Source organism: Streptomyces sp. NBC_01235, from assembly GCF_035989285.1.
Taxonomy (GTDB): Bacteria; Actinomycetota; Actinomycetes; order Streptomycetales; family Streptomycetaceae; genus Streptomyces.
Map to the genome: position 1 here is coordinate 7308561 of NZ_CP108513.1, position 18963 is coordinate 7327523.

Sequence of the window (18963 nt, forward strand, 5' to 3'; positions counted from 1 at the left end):
CGCATGGGCCTCTTCGAAGCGAAGCGTTCTGCTGTCGGCCAAGGCTGTCGCGGCTGCGATGGCATGGGCGACAGGATCGTCACATGCAGCCGATCTTCGTTCTCGTGCACAGTCCGTCCGTGGGTCCCTCGACCTGGCGCCCAGTGGCCGAACACCTGACGGCGGCGGGATACCAGGTACGGGTGCCGTCCCTGCTGCACATAGGCGCCGGCGCCCCACCCTTCTGGCCCCGCATCGTCGACGCCGTCCGCGACGACCTCCGGCAGGTCTCGGCCGGCAGCCCCGTCACGTTGGTGGCGCACAGCAACGCAGGCTTGTTTCTCCCAGTGATTCGCGCGGGCCTCGACCATCCGGTGACCAGCTCGATCTTCGTCGATGCCGCGCTGCCGGCCCGGATCGGACCGACCTCTGTCGCGTCACCCGAGTTGCTGGAATTCCTCGGCCCGATGGCGGTGAACGGCAGGCTGCCGCGCTGGACCGACTGGTGGGACGAGGCAGACATCGCACCCATGTTCTCTGATCCGATGGTGCGGCAGACAGTCATTGAGGAGCAGCCCACCCTGCCGCTGTCCTACTACGAGCAGCACATCCCGGTCCCCGACGGCTGGGACGACCATCCCTGCTCCTACTTGCTGTTCGGCCCTCCGTATGACGACCTTGCCGCCGAGGCACGCGAACGCGGCTGGCGCGTGGCACACCTGCCCGGCGCACACCTCCACCAGATCATCGATCCTGCGGGCAGCGCCCGGCACCTCGTCGAGCTCGCCACTACGACTTGATCCACTTCCGATACCCGCCCTGGTTCCCGGGTTTTCCGGGGTTCCCCGGGTTCCCGGGGTGCTTGTCCCAGAAGTCGGCGAGGGCGCCGGCCGTCGGCAGCGGCTGGTCCAGGTTCGGTGAGTGCTCGGCGCCCGGCACGACCGTCCGGTGCCCGCGCAGCTCCAGGGTCATGTCGTCCAGGAGGGTCACCGGCCAGGTGTCGTCGCGCGCGCCCGACAGGACGTGGAACGGCAGCGGGACGGCGGCGAGTTCGGCGACCCGGTTCGGCTCGACGCACAACTGGCGGCCGGTGACGAGGAGTTGGGCCGGCTTGTGGTTCAGCCAGCGCAGCCGGAGCTGCTCGGGTTCGCCGAAGCCGCGGGCCGGACCGCCGACCTCCTCCGGCGGACCCATCGCCAGGATCGCCTCCCACACCTGAGGCATCGTCATCACCGCGAGCGCGTCGTGCAGCAGCTTCACGCGCTGCTTCTGCGAGTCCGAGATCTCGGCCGGGCCCGAGGCGACGAGCGTGAACGAGACGAAGGGGGAGTGGTCGAGGAGGACGGCGGAGCGGGCGATCTGACCGCCCAGGGAGTGCCCGACGAGGTGCAGAGGCATGCCGAGGGCCGCCGCCTGCGCCAGCACGTCCCGGGCCAACTCCTCCTGGGCGTAGGGGGATTCGTCCTCGGCCGGTCCGTCGGACTCGTTCTGCCCGCGCCCGTCCACGGCGATGGTCCGGTAACCGCGGGCCGTGAGCGGCTCGTGCAGCTGGTGGAAGTCCTCCTTGCTCCCGGTGAAGCCGGGCAGCAGCAGCGCGACACCCCGCGGCGTGACACCGGCGGGCACGGGCGCGTCGACGACGGCGAACTCACCGCGCCCGGTCCGCAGGCGGTACGCACGCGCACCGGGGGGCGGGGGAAAGGGGGTGGTGAAGCTCGGCGTGGTCACGAGCCGAGGCTACCGGGAGGGCGCGCCGCGCGGCGTCGGCGGGATCCTTCTCCGGGAACGCCGACGGCCCGGCCCCTCACGGAGGAGGGACCGGGCCGCCGGACCGTCATGCCATGCCGGTCGATCAGCCGTCCGCGGGCTCCGCGGCGGCCGTCGCCTTGCGGGGGCGACGCACCCTCGGCTTCGCCTCGGCCTCGGCGGCGGGGGCCTCGGCCGGGGCCGGCGCGGTGGCGGCGGTCTTGCGGGTGCGGCGGGGCCTGGCGGGCTCCGCCTCCTGCGTGGCCTGGGCCGGGATGTCGGCCGTGGCCTTGGCCGCCGTCTTGCGGGTGCGGCGCGGCTTGGCCTCGGTGGCCTCCGCGACCGGCTCCGCCGTCGACGCCTCCGTCGCCGGGGCCGTGGCCTTGGCGACGGTCTTGCGGGTGCGGCGAGGCTTCGCCTCCGTACCCTCGGCCGTGTCGACCGCGGCCTCGGCCGGAGCCGCTGCCTTACGGGTGCGGCGGGGCTTGACCTCGGCCTCGGTGGCTTCCGGGGCTTCGACCGTAGCTGCGGCCGTGGCCGCCGCCGTCTTGCGCGTGCGGCGCGGCTTGGCCTCGGTGGCCTCGACCGTGTCCACGGCGGCTTCGGCCGGGGCCGTCGCCTTGCGGGTGGTGCGGCGGCGCGGCTTGGCCTCCGCGCCCTCGGCCGTGTCGATGGCTGCGTCGGCGGGAGCCGCGGCAGCGGCCGGAGCCGCTGCCTTACGGGTGCGGCGCGGCTTGGCGGGCTCCGCCTCCTGCGTGGCCTGGGCCGGGATGTCGGCCGTGGTGACCATCGTCTCGGGCTCGGCGGCCTTGCGGGTGGTGCGGCGGCGCGGCTTGGCCTCGGTCGCTTCGACGGTGTCGACGGCGGTCTCGGCGGTGGCGGCCGTCTTGCGGGTGCGGCGCGGCTTGGCCTCGGGCTCGACGGCCGTGGTGGCCTCCGGGGCCTCGACGGTCTCGACCACGGCTTCGGCCGGAGCGGTCGCCTTGCGGGTGGTGCGGCGGCGCGGCTTGGCCTCGGTCGCTTCGACGGCGGTCTCGGCGGTGGCGGCCGTCTTGCGGGTGCGGCGCGGCTTGGCCTCGGGCTCGACGGCCGTGGTGGCCTCCGGGGCCTCGACGGTCTCGACCACGGCTTCGGCCGGAGCCGTCGCCTTGCGGGTGCGACGACGCGGCTTGGCCTCCGTCACCTCAGCGACCTCGGGTGCCTCCGTGGCCTCCACCGTGTCGATGGCGGTCTCGGCGGCGGCCGTCTTGCGGGTACGGCGGCGGCGCGGCTGCGCCGGGATCTCCGGAGCGGTCTCCGCGGTGTCGAGGGCCGGGCGCTCCGCCGTCGTGACGGCCGCCTCGGCGGCCTCGGTGACGGGCTCGACGGCCATCTCACTGGTCGTCACAGCCGCCGCGACGGCGGCCTCCTGCCCGGACCCACTGCGCGTACGGCGCCGACGGCGCGGGGTGCGCGGGCCGGCGGCCTCCTCCGTCACGGACGTCGGCTCGGCCACGGGGGCCTGAACGGGGGCCTGCTCCGGCGCCGTGGTGGCGACGGGCGCCGACGTCGTGTCGAGCGGGGAGCCGTTGCGCGTACGGCGACGGCGACGCGGCGTACGGGCGGCACGCTCGCGCTCGTCGGCACCGGAACGCTCGCCGGCACCGGAACGGGAGTCGCCCCGGCCGCCGCGCTCGTTCCGGCCGCCGCGCTCGCCCCGGCCGCCGCGCTCGTTCCGGCCGCCCCGGTCACCGCGACCGCGCCCACCGCGGCCGCCCGGCTCGCCCAGGTCCTCCAGCTCCTCCGCGTCGAGCCCGGCACGGGTGCGCTCCGCGCGCGGCAGGACACCCTTGGTGCCCGCGGGGATGCCGAGCTCCTCGTAGAAGTGCGGGGAGGTGGAGTACGTCTCCGGCGGGTCGCTGAAGTCGAGCTCCAGCGCCTTGTTGATGAGCTGCCAGCGCGGGATGTCGTCCCAGTCGACGAGGGTGATCGCGATGCCCTTGGCGCCCGCGCGGCCGGTACGGCCGATGCGGTGCAGGTACGTCTTCTCGTCCTCGGGGGACTGGTAGTTGATGACGTGGGTGACGCCCTCGACGTCGATGCCGCGGGCGGCGACGTCGGTGCAGACGAGCACGTCGACCTTGCCGTTGCGGAAGGCGCGCAGGGCCTGCTCGCGGGCGCCCTGGCCGAGGTCGCCGTGGACCGCGCCGGAGGCGAAGCCGCGCTGCTGGAGCTGGTCGGCCAGATCGGCCGCAGTGCGCTTGGTACGGCAGAACACCATGACCAGGCCGCGGCCCTCGGCCTGCAGGATGCGCGCGACCATCTCGGGCTTGTCCATGTTGTGCGCGCGGTACACGTGCTGCTTGGTGTTCGCGACGGTCCTGCCCGCGTCGTCCGGCGACGTGGCGTTGATGTGCGTGGGCTGCGACATGTAGCGGCGCGCGAGGCTGATGACCGCGCCCGGCATGGTCGCCGAGAACAGCATGGTCTGACGCTTCACCGGAAGCATGTTGATGATCTTCTCGACGTCGGGCAGGAAGCCCAGGTCGAGCATCTCGTCGGCCTCGTCGAGGACGAGCGACTTGATGTGCTTGAGGTCGAGCTTCTTCTGGCCCGCGAGGTCCAGCAGTCGGCCCGGGGTGCCGACGACGACGTCGACGCCCTTCTTCAGGGCCTCGACCTGGGGCTCGTAGGCCCGGCCGCCGTAGATGGCGAGGACGCGCACGTTGCGCACCTTGCCCGCGGTCAGCAGGTCGTTGGTGACCTGCGTGCAGAGCTCGCGCGTAGGGACGACGACGAGGGCCTGCGGGGCGTCGGTGAGGGCCTCGGGCTTGGCGCGGCCGGCCTCGACGTCGGCGGGGACGGTCACGCGCTCGAGGAGCGGGAGGCCGAAGCCCAGCGTCTTGCCGGTGCCGGTCTTGGCCTGGCCGATGACGTCCGTGCCCGACAGGGCCACGGGGAGCGTCATCTCCTGGATGGGGAAGGGGGTGGTGATGCCGACGGCCTCAAGGGCCTCGGCGGTCTCGGAAAGGATTCCGAGCTCTCGAAACGTCGTAGTCAGGGTGCTGCCTCTTCTGTGTGCGCGGTGCGAGGCGAGCGCGGGGGTCTTTGACGGACCGTGCCGGGGGACGTCGGCTGCCCTACGGGCTGCCCTGGGGGCACTGCCGTATGGCACGGGACCTCTGCCGACGCTCTAGCGCTCGTACCGCTGAGGGGTTCCCTCCGATCGTCGTACGCACAGTGCCGTACGGTCAGGGAGGGCTGTCGGGTCGGAGCCGATCGGGCCACCGACCGGGCATCCTCATACGTGCGGCCCGTCGAATATTCGGCAGGCGCATTACCACCATACCCCGGAATCGTGCACACGCGATGGCCGATTCGGTCACGTTGTGGTTGTCACAGTGCCGGACGCGGTTCCGTACGTCTTCGTTGTCACACTGACTGACCAGGGACTTCCACCGTGCGGCGAGCGGGCTATTGTGCGCTTCATGACGACCTCTGACAAGCCTGAGAACACCACCACCGGAATCGCCGCCCAGGACTGGGCGAAGGCCTCCGCCGACCCGCAGTACCAGGCCGCGGTCGTGGACCTGCTGGGTGCGTTGGCGTACGGCGAGCTGGCGGCGTTCGAGCGGCTCGCGGAGGACGCCAAGCTGGCGCCCACGCTGGAGGACAAGGCGGAGCTGGCCAAGATGGCGTCCGCCGAGTTCCACCACTTCGAGCGGCTGCGCGACCGGCTCACGGAGATCGGCGAGGAGCCGACGCTGGCGATGGAGCCGTTCGTCGCCGCGCTCGACGGCTTCCACCGGCAGACGGCACCCTCGGACTGGCTGGAGGGCCTCGTCAAGGCGTACGTCGGCGACTCGATCGCCAGCGACTTCTACCGTGAGGTCGCGGCGCGCCTGGACAGCGACACCCGCGCCCTGGTGCTGGCCGTGCTCGACGACACCGGACACGCCGGCTTCGCCGTGGACCGGGTGCGTGCCGCGATCGACGCGGAGCCGCGAGTCGGCGGCCGGCTCGCGCTGTGGGCGAGGCGGCTGATGGGCGAGGCCCTGTCGCAGTCCCAGCGGGTGGTCGCGGACCGCGACGCGCTGTCGACGATGCTCGTGGGCGGCGTCGCGGACGGCTTCGACCTCGCCGAGGTGGGCCGGATGTTCTCCCGGATCACCGAGGCGCACACGAAGCGGATGGCGGCGCTGGGGCTGGCGGCCTAAGGCGCACCCGCGCCCGGCTTACGCCGGGGCCGATCGTCGCCGGAGTCTGCCGGCCGGGCGCAGCAGCAGGGAGAGCGAGGCGGCGGAGACGATCGCCGCGCCGAGAAGGCTCGGCAGGATGGTGCCGGGGCCCAGCGCGCTGTGGGTGACGAAGTCACCGAACAGGGCTCCGGCGACTCCCGTCGCGAGGACGAGGGTGCGGACCGGCAGGCGGTGGGAGAGGCGGTGGACCGCCGTCCACGCGAGCACGATACCGAGCACAGCGGAGCCGAGCGCTTCCAAGATCATGTGGGTCCCTCCCGGACGGCGGGGCTGTGCGCCAAGGTCGTAGCCGGTCATACCCGTGACCTGCGGAATGCAATCCTCCTCTGTGGTCGAGTTGTGTTCCATCTGTGGAGAGAACGCCGACAGCGAACACGCGGGCGGACGGAAGAACGGAAGAGAGCCCGGCAGCCGGGCGGACGGAAGAGGGGCCCGGCGACCGAACGGTCACCGGGCCCCTCTTCGTCGCTTCGTCTACAGTGCGCCGAAGCCCACCTTGCGCGGGGCGGGCTCGCCCAGCTCGACGTAGGCCAGACGGTCGGCCGGAACCAGGACCTTGCGGCCGTGCTGGTCCACGAGGCTGAGCAGCTGCGACTTCCCGGCCAGTGCCTCGGCCACCACGCGCTCGACCTCCTCGGGAGTCTGACCGCTCTCCAGAACGATCTCGCGAGGCGCGTGCAGCACGCCGATCTTGACCTCCACGGCTATGTCCCTCCGACGGTCATGAGGTGCGCGGGCGTCCGCGCCGTACGCTGCACACACTAGCCCGGTGAGGGGACGTACACGGTGCGGCCGTCCACGCCAGGAGCGAACAACGAGCGGGAACAAACGGCCGAGCGCCCCCGCGGGTCAGTGTTGATCGGTGCCGTGCAGCGGGAAACCGGCGATGCCCCGCCAGGCCAGCGAGGCCAGCAGCTGCACCGCCTGGTCGCGCGGGACGCTGCGGTCGCTGTGCAGCCAGGACCTGGCCACGACCTGCGCGAGGCCGCCCAGACCCGAGGCGAGCAGCATCGACTCCGCGCGCGAGAGGCCGGTGTCCTCGGCGATGACCTCGCAGATCGCCTCGGCGCACTCGGTGGTGACCTTGTCGACGCGCTCGCGCACCGCGGGCTCGTTCGTCAGGTCCGACTCGAAGACCAGACGGAAGGCGCCGCCGTCGTCCTCCACGTACGCGAAGTACGCGTCCATGGTGGCCCGCACGCGCTGCTTGTTGTCGCTCGTCGAGGCGAGCGCACCGCGCACGGCCTGGATGAGGGACTCGCAGTGCTGGTCCAGCAGGGCGAGATAGAGGTCGAGCTTGCCGGGGAAGTGCTGGTAGAGCACCGGCTTGCTGACGCCGGCCCGCTCGGCGATGTCGTCCATCGCGGCCGAGTGATAGCCCTGTGCGACGAAGACTTCCTGGGCGGCGCCCAGCAGCTGGTTCCGTCGGGCACGGCGCGGCAGGCGTGTGCCCCGCGGGCGCGCCGCCTCTGTCTGCTCGATGGCTGTCACGCCGCCTCCCAAAGTCGTCCTCATGCGGTGAGCGCCGCGCCGCCATCGTACTTTTCGGTAACCGTGCTGTGCGCGGTGCGAGCGCAGAATTTCACGGACCGGACGTCGGCAAAAGCGGTAGAGATGGTTTTGAACCGGTATCTTCCGGGCATACTCCGGCCCGCTCCAGCTTGGTGCCGGTCAGCGATAGTCGTCCTCGTCGAGTGAGACGACGCGAGCCTGTTCGACGCGATCGGCCTCGTTGGCTTGGGCGGGGTCCACGTCCTCCAGGGGGTCGTCGCGCTCCGGTGTGACGTCCGTGTACTGCTCGGCGGCGTCGTTCTCCGGCGCCTCGACGTCGATCTCCCCGAAGTCGTCGTCCTCTTCGAACGTCTCCGGGTCGGTGGGGTCAACGGCCATGGTGGGCTCCCTTCCTCCGAACGTCCCTGCGAGCTGCAGGGCAACAAGCGGGTGCCCTCGGTACGAGCCTAGGAGACACCCGTTTCGGACGCTATGCGATCCGTATGCGGAGTGCCCCTGATTCGCGCCGGTATGGCGAGGGAGCGGTGCCGGTGCGGTGTGGGTCTCGACATGCGTTGGACCCGCGTGTGTGACGGCGAACACACAAGGCCGTGCGTGATCGTCTCGTAACATTGCCGCATGTCTTCGACCGAGCTGCCCTCCGTGCCGCCCACCAGTGTGCTGCCGAAGGCGATCGCAGTGCGGGTCGCCGAGGGCGAGCGGCTCCGGTCGGCGAGGCTGCCGGGCGTCACGCTGGCGATCCGTTCCAGGCCGCCCGCGCGCGAGGGGCTCGAGCCGGCACTGTACGTGCACGGCCTGGGCGGTTCCTCGCAGAACTGGTCGGCGCTGATGGCGCTGCTCGACGGGGTCGTGGCGAGCGAGGCCGTCGATCTGCCGGGCTTCGGCGACTCCCCGCCACCGGACGACGGCAACTACTCCATCACGGCACACGCGCGTGCCGTGATCCGCCACCTCGACGCCGCCGACCGCGGGCCCGTCCACCTCTTCGGCAACTCCCTCGGCGGCGCGGTGTCCACGCGCGTGGCCGCGGTCCGGCCCGACCTCGTGCGGACGCTGACGCTGGTCTCGCCCGCGCTGCCCGAGCTGCGTGTCCAGCGGACCGCGGTGCCCACGGGTCTGGTCGGCCTGCCCGGCGTGGCCGCGCTCTTCAGCCGGTTCACCCGGGAGTGGACGGCCGAACAGCGCGTCCGCGGCGTCACGGCGCTCTGCTACGGCGATCCCGGGCGGGTCTCGCCGGAGGCGTTCCGCCACGCGGTGGAGGAACTGGAGCGACGGCTGCAACTGCCGTACTTCTGGGACGCGTTGACGCGCTCCACGCGCGGGCTGCTCAGCGCGTACACGCTGGGCGGCCAGCACGGGCTGTGGCGCCAGGCCGAGCGCATCCTCGCCCCGACGCTCCTCGTCTACGGCGGCCGCGACCAGCTCGTCGGCTTCCGCATGGCCCAGCGGGCCGCCCGCTCCTTCCGTGACTCCCGACTGCTCACGCTGCCGGACGCCGGGCACGTGGCGATGATGGAGTACCCCGAGACGGTGGCGACGGCGGTCCGCGAGCTCCTCGCCGAGACCGCGACCACGACCGAGACCGCGGGGGGCTGAGGCCGACGTGGGACGCCACAGCCGGCGTGGACCGGCGCCCAAGGGCGCCGCGAAAGGCGTCCCCAAGGGCGCGTCGCAGGAGGCTTCCCCAGGGCCTGCGCAAGGGGGCACCCGGGGCGCCCGCACCGAGGCCCCGACCCCGCCCCCGGGCTACGACGGCACCCCCGCGCGCGGAGTGCCCCGCTTCCCCGACGGGACGCCCGCCCACGGGTTCCCGCAGGTGCGGGGCGGCCACCCCGAACAGCGAGAAACCGGGGGCGGCTGGGGTGACTTGAGAGGACGCCAGACGGGTACCGGGCAGCCCGTGATACCGCGTCAGCGACCGATGCCTCCGGGCGGCCCGCGCCAGGGCCCCCGTCAGGGCCCGCGCCAGGACTACCTCGACGCCTTCGTCGAGGGCGACGACGACGTCTTCACGCGCGCGGGGACGCCGTTTTCGTCGACGCGTGCGCGTGGGCAGACCCCTTACGTCGCCCCCGATGCCGACCTCGCCGACCGGGACACCGTCTCCCGTTCGACCGCCCCGGCCGGCTTCGCGGGGGGCGACGACTCGCCGCCCACCGGCGAGCCAGTGTCCGTGAAGGGCGCCAAGGGGCGGACGTTCGTCGGCATCGCGGCCGCCGCCGTCACCACCGTGCTGGCCGTCGTGGTGGCCGGGCAGGTCACCGGCGGGCGGGACGACGACGTCCGGTCGCAGTCCGCGACCGACCAGGCCCGTGACGCCCTCGACGACGCCGCGCGCGGGGACGACCGGCCGAGCCCGTCCGTTTCCCCCGGCACGGCCGCACTGACGTACGCGCAGCAGATGGACACGAGGTACGCGCTCGGCGCCAAGCTCAAAGGGTCGGGGGAGTTCGACGCGATCGCAGGTGCCGACAAGGCGCCCGGCAAGGGCCAGAAGTACACCTACCGCGTGGACGTGGAGCAGGGCCTCGGGCTCGACGGCGAACTCTTCGCGCAGGCCGTGCAGAAGACGCTCAACGACAACCGCAGCTGGGCCCACAACGGCGCCCGCACGTTCGAGCGGATCCACTCGGGCAAGCCGGACTTCGTCATCACGCTGGCCAGCCCCGGCACCACCGCCGTCTGGTGCGCCAAGTCGGGCCTGGACATCACCGTGGACAACGTCTCCTGCGACTCCGCCGCCACCGAGCGGGTGATGATCAACGCCTACCGGTGGGCGCAGGGCTCGAAGACCTACGGCGACGAGATGTACGCCTACCGGCAGATGCTGATCAACCACGAGGTCGGTCACCGGCTCGGCTACAACCATGTCACGTGCGACAAGGACGGCGACCTCGCGCCGGTCATGCAGCAGCAGACGAAGTTCCTCGACCACAACGGGATCCACTGTCTGCCCAACGCCTGGCCGTATCCCAAGAGTTGACCCTCATGGGTTGACAAACGTCTCATAAGTCACGTTGACATGCCCAGAAAGTTCCTCCATGTCGCTGCGTGTGGTCTGGTCGTACCGTCGACGGCAGCGCCGCCATCGAGCCGGCGCTCATCGGCGTGACCGCGCTCTGCGTGGCAGACATTCTCTGCAGTCGACGCCCGCCTCTGGCGTTCGCGTCGCGACCTTCTTCCTCTTCCGTGACTCGGTCGCGGTTCTTTCGACGACCTGCGCAGTCGCTGTCGTCCGACGACGCCCGTGTGGCATGTGTGGCGTAACGTTTCGGGGTTGGATGATCTCCTAGCGCGACCGAACGCGACCTGCACGGGAAAGTTACGACCGTTCACCCCTTTTGGTGGCGCGACGGACAACCGTCCATCGCGCCACCGCCTTGTCCGCATACGTTCGTCCCGCTGCGAGCCGCCGGGTCAACGGCGGCTCCCCAAACGGGAGATCGGGGGTGCGCGTGCGCATCGGACTGCTTACGGAGGGTGGCTATCCGTATGTGAGCGGTGACGCCGGGCTCTGGTGCGACCGGCTCGTGCGCGGGCTCGGGCAGCACGAGTTCGACGTCTACGCGCTCAGTCGCGCCGAACACCAGGAGGACGCGGGCTGGATCGAGCTGCCGCCGCAGGTCAGCCGGGTGCGCACGGCGCCGCTGTGGACGGCCGAGGACGACGGGGTCGCGTACGGCCGGCGGGCGCGCCGCCGCTTCGCGGAGTGCTACGGCGAACTGGTGGCCGCCCTGTGCGAGGGCGAGTCGCCGGACCCGGCGGACCCCTCGGGGGCCGGTTCGGCTGCTCAGGCGGACCGTTTCGCCAACGCGCTGTACGGCCTTGCCGAACTCGCCCGGGACGAGGGCGGGCTGGTGGGAGCGCTCCGCTCCGAGGGCGCCGTGCGCGCCCTGGAACGTGCCTGCCGCGCGCCCGGCGCACTGCGCACGGCGCGTGAGGCGCGCGTACCCGACCTGCTCGCCGTCGCCGCACACCTCGAACGCGCCCTGCGCCCCCTCTCGCTCGACTGGTACGACGACGAGGCGGGCGACGGGGGAGAGGGTCTCGGCTCGGTCGACCTGTGTCATGCCACGTCCGGCGGCCCGGCGGCCCTGCCCGGGCTGCTCGCACAGCACTTCTTCGACGTGCCGCTGCTGGTGACCGAGTACGGGGTGCGGCTGCGGACGCACTATCTGAGCTCCGGCGAGGCCCCCGCCGTACGTGCCCTGCTCGCCGCCTTCCACGGCCGGCTCGCGGCCGAGGTCTACCGGCAGGCGGCGTGCGTCACGCCAGGCAACAGGCACGCCCGCCGCTGGCAGGAGCGCTGCGGCGCCGACCGCGCCAAACTGCGCACCGTCTACCCGGGCATGGAGGCGTCCCGCTTCGCCGAGGTGGGCGACGCCCCGGACAGCGCGGACCCGCACACCCTGGTGTGGGTCGGCCGGGTGGAACCGGTGAAGGACCTGGTGTCGCTGCTGCACGCCTTCGCGGAGGTCCGCAAGGAGGAGCCCCGCACCCGCCTGCGGATCATCGGCGCGCCGACCGGTACGGAGGGCCGCGCCTACCTCGGCCACTGCCGGATGCTGGCCGCACAGCTCTTCCCCGACGAGGCGGACGGACCGCACGCCGTCGGCGACAACCCTGTCTCCTTCGAGGAGATCGGCGGCCCGGAGGCGCCCATCCTGGCCGAGGCGTACGCCGCCGGCGCGGTCGTCGTCCTGTCCAGCGTCGTCGAGGGGTTCCCGGTCGGCCTGGTCGAGGCGATGTTCTGCGGCCGGGCGACCGTGTCGACCGACGTCGGCGCGGTGGTCGAGGTCATCGGCGGCACGGGACTGGTCGTCCCGCCGCGCAATCCACGGGCGCTCGCGGAGGCGTGCGTGGCGCTGCTGCGCGACCCCGAGCGCCGTGCGCGCCTGGGCGCCGCCGCCCGCGCCCGCGCCCTCGAACTGTTCACGGTCGAGCAGAACATCACGGCGTTCCACGGCATCTACCTGGAGCTCGTCTCCCAGGCCCCGGTCCGTCGGTTCGTCCTCGACGACCACGGCGAACCCCGACCGTTCGCCGTCCCGGCCGAGGCGCGACTGCCAGGCCTGTGGACCGGCCTGGGCACGCCCGCCACCGCCCGGCGCAGCCCGGGCTGGGCGGCGGGGCCGCCGGAACGCGGCACCACGCCGGTCGCCGCGACGGAGGGGGCACGATGAGCGGGCTCGACGAACTGGACCGGCCGGAGTCGGCGGGAGGCGTCGGTGCGCGCACCGACGCCGACGCGATCGCCGACGGACGTGAGCCGGCCGCCCCCCGCCGTGGCGCCGCGGACCCGGTGAAGGTCTTGATGCACCGTCACCGTGAGCTGTGCGAACGGGCCGTCGACCCGCTGGAGATCGCGGCGGGCCTGGAGGCCCACGGGGTCACCGACCGCACCGCCGCCCGCTTCCGGCACCGGGACGTCTTCTCCCTCGCCGAGGAGATGTACGCCCGCGTCCCCCGCGACGGCGACGCACCCCCGCCCATCACACCCACCGCGATCCCGCGGCCCCGCCTGGACTGGGCGCTGATCACCCTCCTGCCCGGCGCCCTGTGCGCCGCGACCGTGACCGGCGTACGCCTCACCCAGGGGCGGACGTGTCTCCTCGTGGCCGCCGCGGGCATCCTCGCCGTGACCCTTGCCCTGGGGGCGGCACTGCGCCGGGGCCCGCTGAGCCCGTCCGGCGGCGCCCGCCCCGGCCCGCACCGGGCGGGCGCCTGGTCCTGCTGGCTCCTCGGCTACGCGGCCCTCGGCGACGGTCTCCTGCGCGCCGCCGTCGGCGGAGGCCCCGACGGCCTGCCCGACGGGACGGCCGACGGCCCCTGGCCCCTCGCCGCCGTCCCCCTGCTGACCCTCGCCCTGGCCTGCGCGCCCGCCGCCTGGAGCGCCCACTTCCTCGCCGTACGCGCCCGGCGACGCCTGGACAGCAGCCGTGGCCTGCAGGAGTTCGCCGCCTCCGTGCAGCCCTTGCTGCTCGGCACCCTCACCCTGTTCATGTGCGCGCTCGCCGCACTGGACGCCCTCTGCGCCACGGTCCTGGGTGAGCCCGCCGACCACGGCCAGACCCTCACCCTGGGCGCGCTCTTCTTTCTCGCCCGCCTCCTCACCGTGCACGGCTTCACCCACGCCCCGGCGGTCGTCCTCGGAACCGTCGGCGCGGCAGAGGTGCTCGCCCCGGCCTCGGTCTTCGCCGGCCGTCTTCCCGGCTGCGGCTTCCTGGCCATGCCCGTGGAGAGGCTCGTGGCCGCCTGGGGCCCGGCCGGTGTCCCGTCCCTCGTCTGCGGAGCCGGGGCCGTGACCCTGCTGATCCACGCGACCCGCACCCTGACCAGGGCCTCGGCGCACGCACGGACGGACCAGCCGTGCTGACTCGAGCCCGCCCCCGCCCGCCCCTCCGGGCGACTCCGGAAGCCGTCCCGCCGAGTCCGGGGATGGGCCCGGCAGCCTTGCGGCACCGCCCCTCGGCTGCCGCGCACCAGTGGCCCACCCCCGCCCGGTGCCGGCCGTCGGCACCCCGGCCAACGCGCGCAGCGCAACCCCCACCGTGCCCCGACCGCACGACGCACGCGCTCCTCCACCCAGCCGCAACCCAGCGCAACACCCCTGAAGGAGAGACCAGATGACCACCTCCCGATCCGGAGCGACCGGAGCCACCGGGGCACCCGCGGTCGCAGGAGCCCCCGCGGTCACAGGAGCCCCCGCGGTCGCAGGAGCAGCCGGAGCACACAGGGCGACCGAAGCCCACGCAGCCCCGGCGACAGCCGCCGCGCACATCCAGGGAGCCGCACGATGAGGGTTCTGCTGATCGGAGCCAACGGCTACCTCGGCCGTTTCGTCGCCGACCGTCTGCTCGCCGACCCGGCCGTCCAGCTCACCGCGCTCGGCCGCGGCGACGACGCCGACGTCCGCTTCGACCTCGCGTCCGGCAGCCCCGGCGCACTCACCCGCTTCCTCGACGCGGTACACCCCCAGGTCGTCGTCAACTGTGCGGGCACCACCCGCGGCGGCGCCCGCGAACTCACCCGGCACAACACCGTCGCCGTCGCCACCGTCTGCGAGGCCCTGCGCCGCAGCGGCTGCGGCGCCCGGCTGGTGCAGATCGGCTGCGGCGCAGAGTACGGCCCGAGCCAGCCCGGCTCCTCCACGGCCGAGGACGCCGTGCCCCGCCCCGGTGGCCCGTACGGCGTCAGCAAGCTCGCCGCCACCGAGCTCGTCCTCGGCTCCGGACTGGACGCCGTCGTGCTCCGGGTCTTCTCGCCCGCCGGCCCGGGCACGCCCGCCGGCTCCCCGCTGGGCCGGCTCGCCGAGGCGATGCGCCGCGCCATGCAGTCCGGCGACGGCGAGCTCAAGCTCGGCGGGCTCGGTGTGCAGCGCGACTTCATCGACGTCCGCGACGTGGCCCGCGCCGTGCACGCCGCCTCGCTCTCCGCCGCGCAGGGCGTCATCAACATCGGCTCGGGCCGCGCCGTCCGGCTGCGCGACGCCGCCTCGATCCTCGCCCGCGTGGCCGGATTCGGCGGAGCCCTCCACGAGCTCGACGGCCCACCCGGCGGCCATCTCAGGCCCGCCATCGGCCACCCCCGCCCCGAGTCCGACCACGCCGGCCCCGTCGCGTACCCGTACCCGGACGGTTGCGGCAGCTGGCAGCAGGCCGATGTGCGCACCGCCCGCGACCGGCTCGGCTGGCGGCCCCGGATCAATCTCGAGGAGTCCCTCGCCGACATCTGGATGGAGGCGGCATGTCGTATCTGACCGGAACCCCGGCGGGCACCGCGAGCGCCGGGACCACCGACGTCCGCACCGGCCTCGGCGTCCCCGGTATCGCGCACCCCCTCCTCGCGCCGACCGAGTGGGGCGAACTCGCCCGCCCCGGCAGACCCCTGCACTGGGTCGTTCTCGACGTCGCCGACGGCCCCGGTGTCAGCCCCGACCCGCGCTGCCTGGAATCCGCGGGCCGGCTCCGCAACGGGGGCGTCCGTGTGCTCGGGAACCTCGACACCCGCTATGGAGCCCGCGCCTTCGCCGAGGTCGTCTCCGACGCTCAGCGGTACCTCGACTGGTACCAGGTCGACGGCTTCCTCCTTGACCGCTGCCCGGCCGAGCGCACCGCGCTCCCCGAACTGCGCCGCATCGTCGGCACGCTCCGCACGCTGCACGACGCGCCCCACATCGTCCTCGGCCACGGCACCCATCCGTTCCCCGGATACGCCGAGCACGCCGACCAGTTGGTCACCTTCTCCGGCGCCTGGAGCGACTACCGCTGGTCGCAGGTGGCCGAGTGGACCTCGGACCATCCGCCCGAGCGCTTCTGCCACTTCGTGCACGGCGTACCGTGCGGCCACCTCGACGAGGCGCTGCGCATCGCCCGCTGGCAGGGCGCCGCGACGATCTGGTTCACCGACGCGGCCGCCCGCGGCCGCCTGGCGGGCCCTTGGGAGACCATGCCCGGCTACTGGGACGAACTTGTCTCGCGGATCGGAACAGGTGTCTCGGAATGAAGAAGGCCATGGCAGTGTTACGGGGAGAACAACCGTAGTGATCGACCGACCAACGGAGTCCCCGTGTCGCTGCCACCCCTGGTCGAGCCAGCCTCTGAGCTCACCGTAGACGAGGTTCGCCGGTACTCCCGCCACCTGATCATCCCGGATGTCGGGATGGACGGGCAGAAGCGGCTGAAGAACGCCAAGGTGCTCTGTGTGGGCGCCGGCGGCCTGGGCTCGCCGGCGCTGATGTACCTGGCCGCGGCGGGCGTGGGCACGCTCGGCATCGTGGAGTTCGACGAGGTCGACGAGTCGAACCTGCAGCGGCAGATCATCCACAGCCAGGCCGACATCGGCCGCTCCAAGGCTGCGTCCGCCCGCGACTCCGTCCTCGGCATCAACCCGTACGTGAACGTGGTCCTTCATGAAGAGCGGCTCGAGGCCGAGAACGTGATGGACATCTTCAGCCAGTACGACCTGATCGTCGACGGCACGGACAACTTCGCGACCCGCTACCTGGTCAACGACGCGTGCGTGCTGCTGAACAAGCCGTACGTGTGGGGCTCGATCTACCGCTTCGACGGCCAGGCGTCCGTCTTCTGGTCCGAGCACGGTCCCTGCTACCGCTGCCTCTACCCGGAGCCCCCGCCGCCGGGCATGGTCCCCTCCTGCGCCGAGGGCGGCGTCCTGGGCGTGCTGTGCGCGTCCATCGGCTCCATCCAGGTCAACGAGGCCATCAAGCTCCTCGCGGGCATCGGCGAGCCGCTCGTCGGCCGCCTGATGATCTACGACGCCCTGGAGATGCAGTACCGCCAGGTCAAGGTCCGCAAGGACCCCGACTGCGCGGTCTGCGGCGAGAACCCGACCGTCACCGAGCTCATCGACTACGAGGCCTTCTGCGGCGTCGTCTCCGAGGAGGCCCAGGCGGCGGCCGCCGGCTCGACGATCACTCCCAAGCAGCTCAAGGAGTGGATCGACGACGGCGAGAGCATCGAGATCATCGACGTCCGCGAGCCGAACGAGTACGAGATCGTCTCCATCCCGGGTGCCAGGCTGATCCCGAAGAACGAGTTCCTCCTCGGCACCGCCCTGGAGGGCCTGCCGCAGGACAGGAAGATCGTCTTGCACTGCAAGACGGGTGTCCGCAGTGCGGAAGTCCTCGCGGTGCTGAAGTCCGCGGGCTTCGCGGACGCCGTGCACGTCGGCGGCGGCGTCATCGGCTGGGTCAACCAGATCGAGCCGAGCAAGCCGATCTACTGACCCGGCCGCACGCTCTGCCCACCGGTCTTCCCGGTCGGATCGGCGGGGGCTTCGCGTACCACGAGTGCGCGAAGCCCCCGCCGTCGTCATGAGCAGACCGTGTCGTCCTTCGGTACCGTCCCCTTCAACAGGTACGCGTTCACCGCCGAGTCGACGCAGGTGCTCCCGCTCCCGTACGCACCGTGCCCCTCGCCCTTCCAGGTGAGCAGCACCCCGACCCCCTTGCCGAGCTCGTCCGCCATCTTCCGCGCGCCCTCGTACGGTGTCGCCGGGTCCCCGGTGTTGCCGACCAGCAGGATCGGCGCCGCGCCCGCTGCGCTCACCTCCGGGGTGTCGTACTGCCCGGCCACCGGCCAGTCGTGGCACCAGCCGGCCGTGTCCCAGCCCAGGAAGTCCCCGAACACGGGCGAGATCCTCTCGAACTCCGGCAGCAGCTTCTTGGTCTCCTCGGCGGTCGGCCGCTGCTTGTCGTCCAAGCACGATATGACCCGTTGCGAGTGGGTGGTGGTGCCGTAGTGCCCCGACGTGTCCCGCTCGTTGTAGCCGTCGGCGAGCGTCAGCAGCTCGGAGCCGTCCCCGTCCTCGGCCGCCTTCAGGGCACTGGTCAGGCTCGGCCAGCTCGACTTGCTGTACAGCGGCAGGACGATGCCGGTGACCGCGAGCGTCTGCGTCAGCTTCCGCCCGTCCGAGGTGGGCAGCGGCTTGGCGTCGATCCCGTCCAGCAGGTCCGCGATCTTCTTGCTGCCCTCCTCGGGGTCCTGGCCCGTCGACTTGAGGTAGTCGTCGAGTGCCCGCTGGAAGCCGCGCGCCTGGTTCTGCGCATGGCCCACCGAGTCGGCACTCGGGTCGACGACCGCGTCGAGGATCAGGCGCCCCACGTGCTTCGGGAACAGGTGGGCGTACACGCCGCCCAGTTCGGTGCCGTAGGAGATGCCGAAGTAGTGCATCTTCGGATCGCCGAGGACCTGGCGCATCAGGTCCATGTCGCGGGCGGTGTCGGTCGTCGACACGTGGGCCATCAGCTTGCCCGCGGCCTTCTCGCAGCCCTTGCCGAAGTCGGTGGCGTCCTTGAAGTAGGCCTGTTCCTCGGCCGGGGTGTCCGGCGTGGAGTCGAGGGACTCGGCGGTCTGGATCGCCTTGTCGCTGCGGCAGCGGACGCCCTCGCTGGCGCCGACCCCGCGCGGGTCCCAGCTCACCAGGTCGTAGTGGTCGCGGAGCGAGGAGAAGGTGGAGCCGTAGGCGGGGAGCGTCGATACGCCCGAGCCGCCGGGGCCGCCGAAGTTGAACAGCAGCGAGCCGGTCCGATCGTTTCCGTCGGCGCGGGACTTGGTGCGCACCAGGGCGAGGCCGATGGTGCTGCCGTCCGGCTTCGACCAGTCCAGCGGCACCTTCAGCGTCGCGCACTGCCAGTCGCTGCCGGGCGCGGCGGAGTCCGCGGTGGCCTTGCAGCGCCCCCAGTCGAGCTTCTGCCCGGTCAGTGAGGCGGGCAGGGCAGCCGTCGTGGCCGTCGCTCCGGAGGAGCCGGCCGAGGGCCGGGCGTCGGCCGAACCGCCCTTGCCGTCCTCGCCGCCGTCCGACGCGCCGCTGCTACAGCCCGCCACCAGCAGCGTGGCGGCGGCCCCCAGCGCCGTCCACCGTACGAATCGCGCCATGTGCACTTCCCCCCTCGCAGGCCGTCCGCACTCGGCGGCGGACGGCTGTCAGGCCATATTAGGCGGCTCGAGGCCCGCCCGTCGGAGCC

Annotated in this window: 16 protein-coding genes and 1 pseudogene; 10 read left to right on the plus strand and 7 right to left on the minus strand. The window is 72.6% G+C overall.

Going from position 1 to position 18963, the window contains the following annotated elements:
• The first annotated feature begins 83 nt into the window (after window positions 1-83).
• Complete coding sequence (locus tag OG289_RS32975; RefSeq protein WP_327317689.1) at window positions 84-779, plus strand: alpha/beta hydrolase; 696 nt, start codon at window positions 84-86, stop codon at window positions 777-779.
• Here OG289_RS32975 and OG289_RS32980 read toward each other — a convergent pair.
• Window positions 769-1707: an alpha/beta fold hydrolase gene (locus tag OG289_RS32980; RefSeq protein ID WP_327317690.1), complete on the minus strand. Its 939-nt coding sequence runs from the start codon at window positions 1705-1707 to the stop codon at window positions 769-771. The two genes, OG289_RS32975 and OG289_RS32980, sit on opposite strands and share 11 nt — an antisense overlap.
• A 124-nt stretch (window positions 1708-1831) precedes the next feature.
• Window positions 1832-4672: a DEAD/DEAH box helicase gene (locus tag OG289_RS32985; RefSeq protein ID WP_327317691.1), complete on the minus strand. Its 2841-nt coding sequence runs from the start codon at window positions 4670-4672 to the stop codon at window positions 1832-1834.
• 511 nt (window positions 4673-5183) lie between these two features.
• Here OG289_RS32985 and OG289_RS32990 point away from each other — a divergent pair.
• Entirely contained in the window at window positions 5184-5921 is a 738-nt protein-coding gene (locus OG289_RS32990) for a ferritin-like fold-containing protein (protein ID WP_327317692.1), read from the plus strand.
• 18 nt (window positions 5922-5939) lie between these two features.
• Here OG289_RS32990 and OG289_RS32995 read toward each other — a convergent pair whose 3' ends face one another.
• The 4 genes from OG289_RS32995 to OG289_RS33010 form a co-directional block, all read right to left on the minus strand.
• A complete protein-coding gene (locus OG289_RS32995) occupies window positions 5940-6209 on the minus strand; it encodes a hypothetical protein (RefSeq protein WP_327317693.1) in 270 nt (89 codons plus the stop codon).
• 228 nt (window positions 6210-6437) lie between these two features.
• A complete protein-coding gene (locus tag OG289_RS33000; RefSeq protein ID WP_020130831.1) occupies window positions 6438-6665 on the minus strand; it encodes a DUF3107 domain-containing protein in 228 nt (75 codons plus the stop codon).
• A 147-nt stretch (window positions 6666-6812) separates the two neighbouring features.
• Window positions 6813-7454, minus strand: coding sequence for a TetR/AcrR family transcriptional regulator (locus OG289_RS33005; protein ID WP_327317694.1), 642 nt, complete (start codon window positions 7452-7454; stop codon window positions 6813-6815).
• A gap of 180 nt (window positions 7455-7634) precedes the next feature.
• On the minus strand, window positions 7635-7853 hold the full coding sequence (locus tag OG289_RS33010) for a hypothetical protein (RefSeq protein WP_327317695.1): 219 nt from the start codon (window positions 7851-7853) through the stop codon (window positions 7635-7637).
• 240 nt (window positions 7854-8093) lie between these two features.
• Between OG289_RS33010 and OG289_RS33015 the strand changes: the two genes are divergently transcribed.
• From OG289_RS33015 to moeZ, 8 genes and pseudogenes are all read left to right on the plus strand, one after another.
• Window positions 8094-9071 carry an alpha/beta fold hydrolase gene (locus tag OG289_RS33015; RefSeq protein WP_327317696.1) on the plus strand — a complete coding sequence of 326 codons (978 nt, stop codon included), beginning with the start codon at window positions 8094-8096 and terminating at the stop codon, window positions 9069-9071.
• A 7-nt stretch (window positions 9072-9078) separates the two neighbouring features.
• On the plus strand, window positions 9079-10458 hold the full coding sequence (locus OG289_RS33020) for a DUF3152 domain-containing protein (protein ID WP_327317697.1): 1380 nt from the start codon (window positions 9079-9081) through the stop codon (window positions 10456-10458).
• Window positions 10459-10526: 68 nt separating this feature from the next.
• Window positions 10527-10616 (plus strand): annotated as a pseudogene (locus OG289_RS33025) (Ms4533A family Cys-rich leader peptide); the annotation flags it as partial.
• Window positions 10617-10930: 314 nt separating this feature from the next.
• Entirely contained in the window at window positions 10931-12658 is a 1728-nt protein-coding gene (locus OG289_RS33030; protein ID WP_327320879.1) for a DUF3492 domain-containing protein, read from the plus strand.
• Entirely contained in the window at window positions 12655-13851 is a 1197-nt protein-coding gene (locus OG289_RS33035; protein ID WP_327317698.1) for a hypothetical protein, read from the plus strand. Before OG289_RS33030 ends, OG289_RS33035 begins: the two co-directional genes overlap by 4 nt.
• A gap of 420 nt (window positions 13852-14271) precedes the next feature.
• Entirely contained in the window at window positions 14272-15234 is a 963-nt protein-coding gene (locus OG289_RS33040; RefSeq protein WP_327317699.1) for an NAD-dependent epimerase/dehydratase family protein, read from the plus strand.
• The gene (locus tag OG289_RS33045; RefSeq protein ID WP_327317700.1) at window positions 15222-15980 is read left to right on the plus strand and encodes a spherulation-specific family 4 protein; all 759 of its coding nucleotides are present in this window, start codon (window positions 15222-15224) and stop codon (window positions 15978-15980) included. The genes OG289_RS33040 and OG289_RS33045 overlap by 13 nt, the downstream gene beginning before the upstream one ends.
• Before the next feature lie 63 nt (window positions 15981-16043).
• The gene (gene moeZ / locus OG289_RS33050) at window positions 16044-17222 is read left to right on the plus strand and encodes an adenylyltransferase/sulfurtransferase MoeZ (RefSeq protein ID WP_327317701.1); all 1179 of its coding nucleotides are present in this window, start codon (window positions 16044-16046) and stop codon (window positions 17220-17222) included.
• Between the two features lie 86 nt (window positions 17223-17308).
• Here moeZ and OG289_RS33055 read toward each other — a convergent pair whose 3' ends face one another.
• The gene (locus OG289_RS33055) at window positions 17309-18874 is read right to left on the minus strand and encodes an alpha/beta hydrolase (RefSeq protein WP_327317702.1); all 1566 of its coding nucleotides are present in this window, start codon (window positions 18872-18874) and stop codon (window positions 17309-17311) included.
• Window positions 18875-18963 lie beyond the last annotated feature (89 nt).

Coding starts and splice junctions, on each gene's coding strand:
- OG289_RS33045 (WP_327317700.1), top strand. CDS start 15,222: ATGTCGTATCTGACCGGAACCCCGGCGGGCACCGCGAGCGCCGGGACC.
- OG289_RS33010 (WP_327317695.1), bottom strand. CDS start 7,853: ATGGCCGTTGACCCCACCGACCCGGAGACGTTCGAAGAGGACGACGAC.
- OG289_RS33035 (WP_327317698.1), top strand. CDS start 12,655: ATGAGCGGGCTCGACGAACTGGACCGGCCGGAGTCGGCGGGAGGCGTC.
- OG289_RS32975 (WP_327317689.1), top strand. CDS start 84: ATGCAGCCGATCTTCGTTCTCGTGCACAGTCCGTCCGTGGGTCCCTCG.
- OG289_RS33040 (WP_327317699.1), top strand. CDS start 14,272: ATGAGGGTTCTGCTGATCGGAGCCAACGGCTACCTCGGCCGTTTCGTC.
- OG289_RS32985 (WP_327317691.1), bottom strand. CDS start 4,672: ATGACGCTCCCCGTGGCCCTGTCGGGCACGGACGTCATCGGCCAGGCC.
- OG289_RS33015 (WP_327317696.1), top strand. CDS start 8,094: ATGTCTTCGACCGAGCTGCCCTCCGTGCCGCCCACCAGTGTGCTGCCG.
- OG289_RS32995 (WP_327317693.1), bottom strand. CDS start 6,209: ATGATCTTGGAAGCGCTCGGCTCCGCTGTGCTCGGTATCGTGCTCGCG.
- OG289_RS33055 (WP_327317702.1), bottom strand. CDS start 18,874: ATGGCGCGATTCGTACGGTGGACGGCGCTGGGGGCCGCCGCCACGCTG.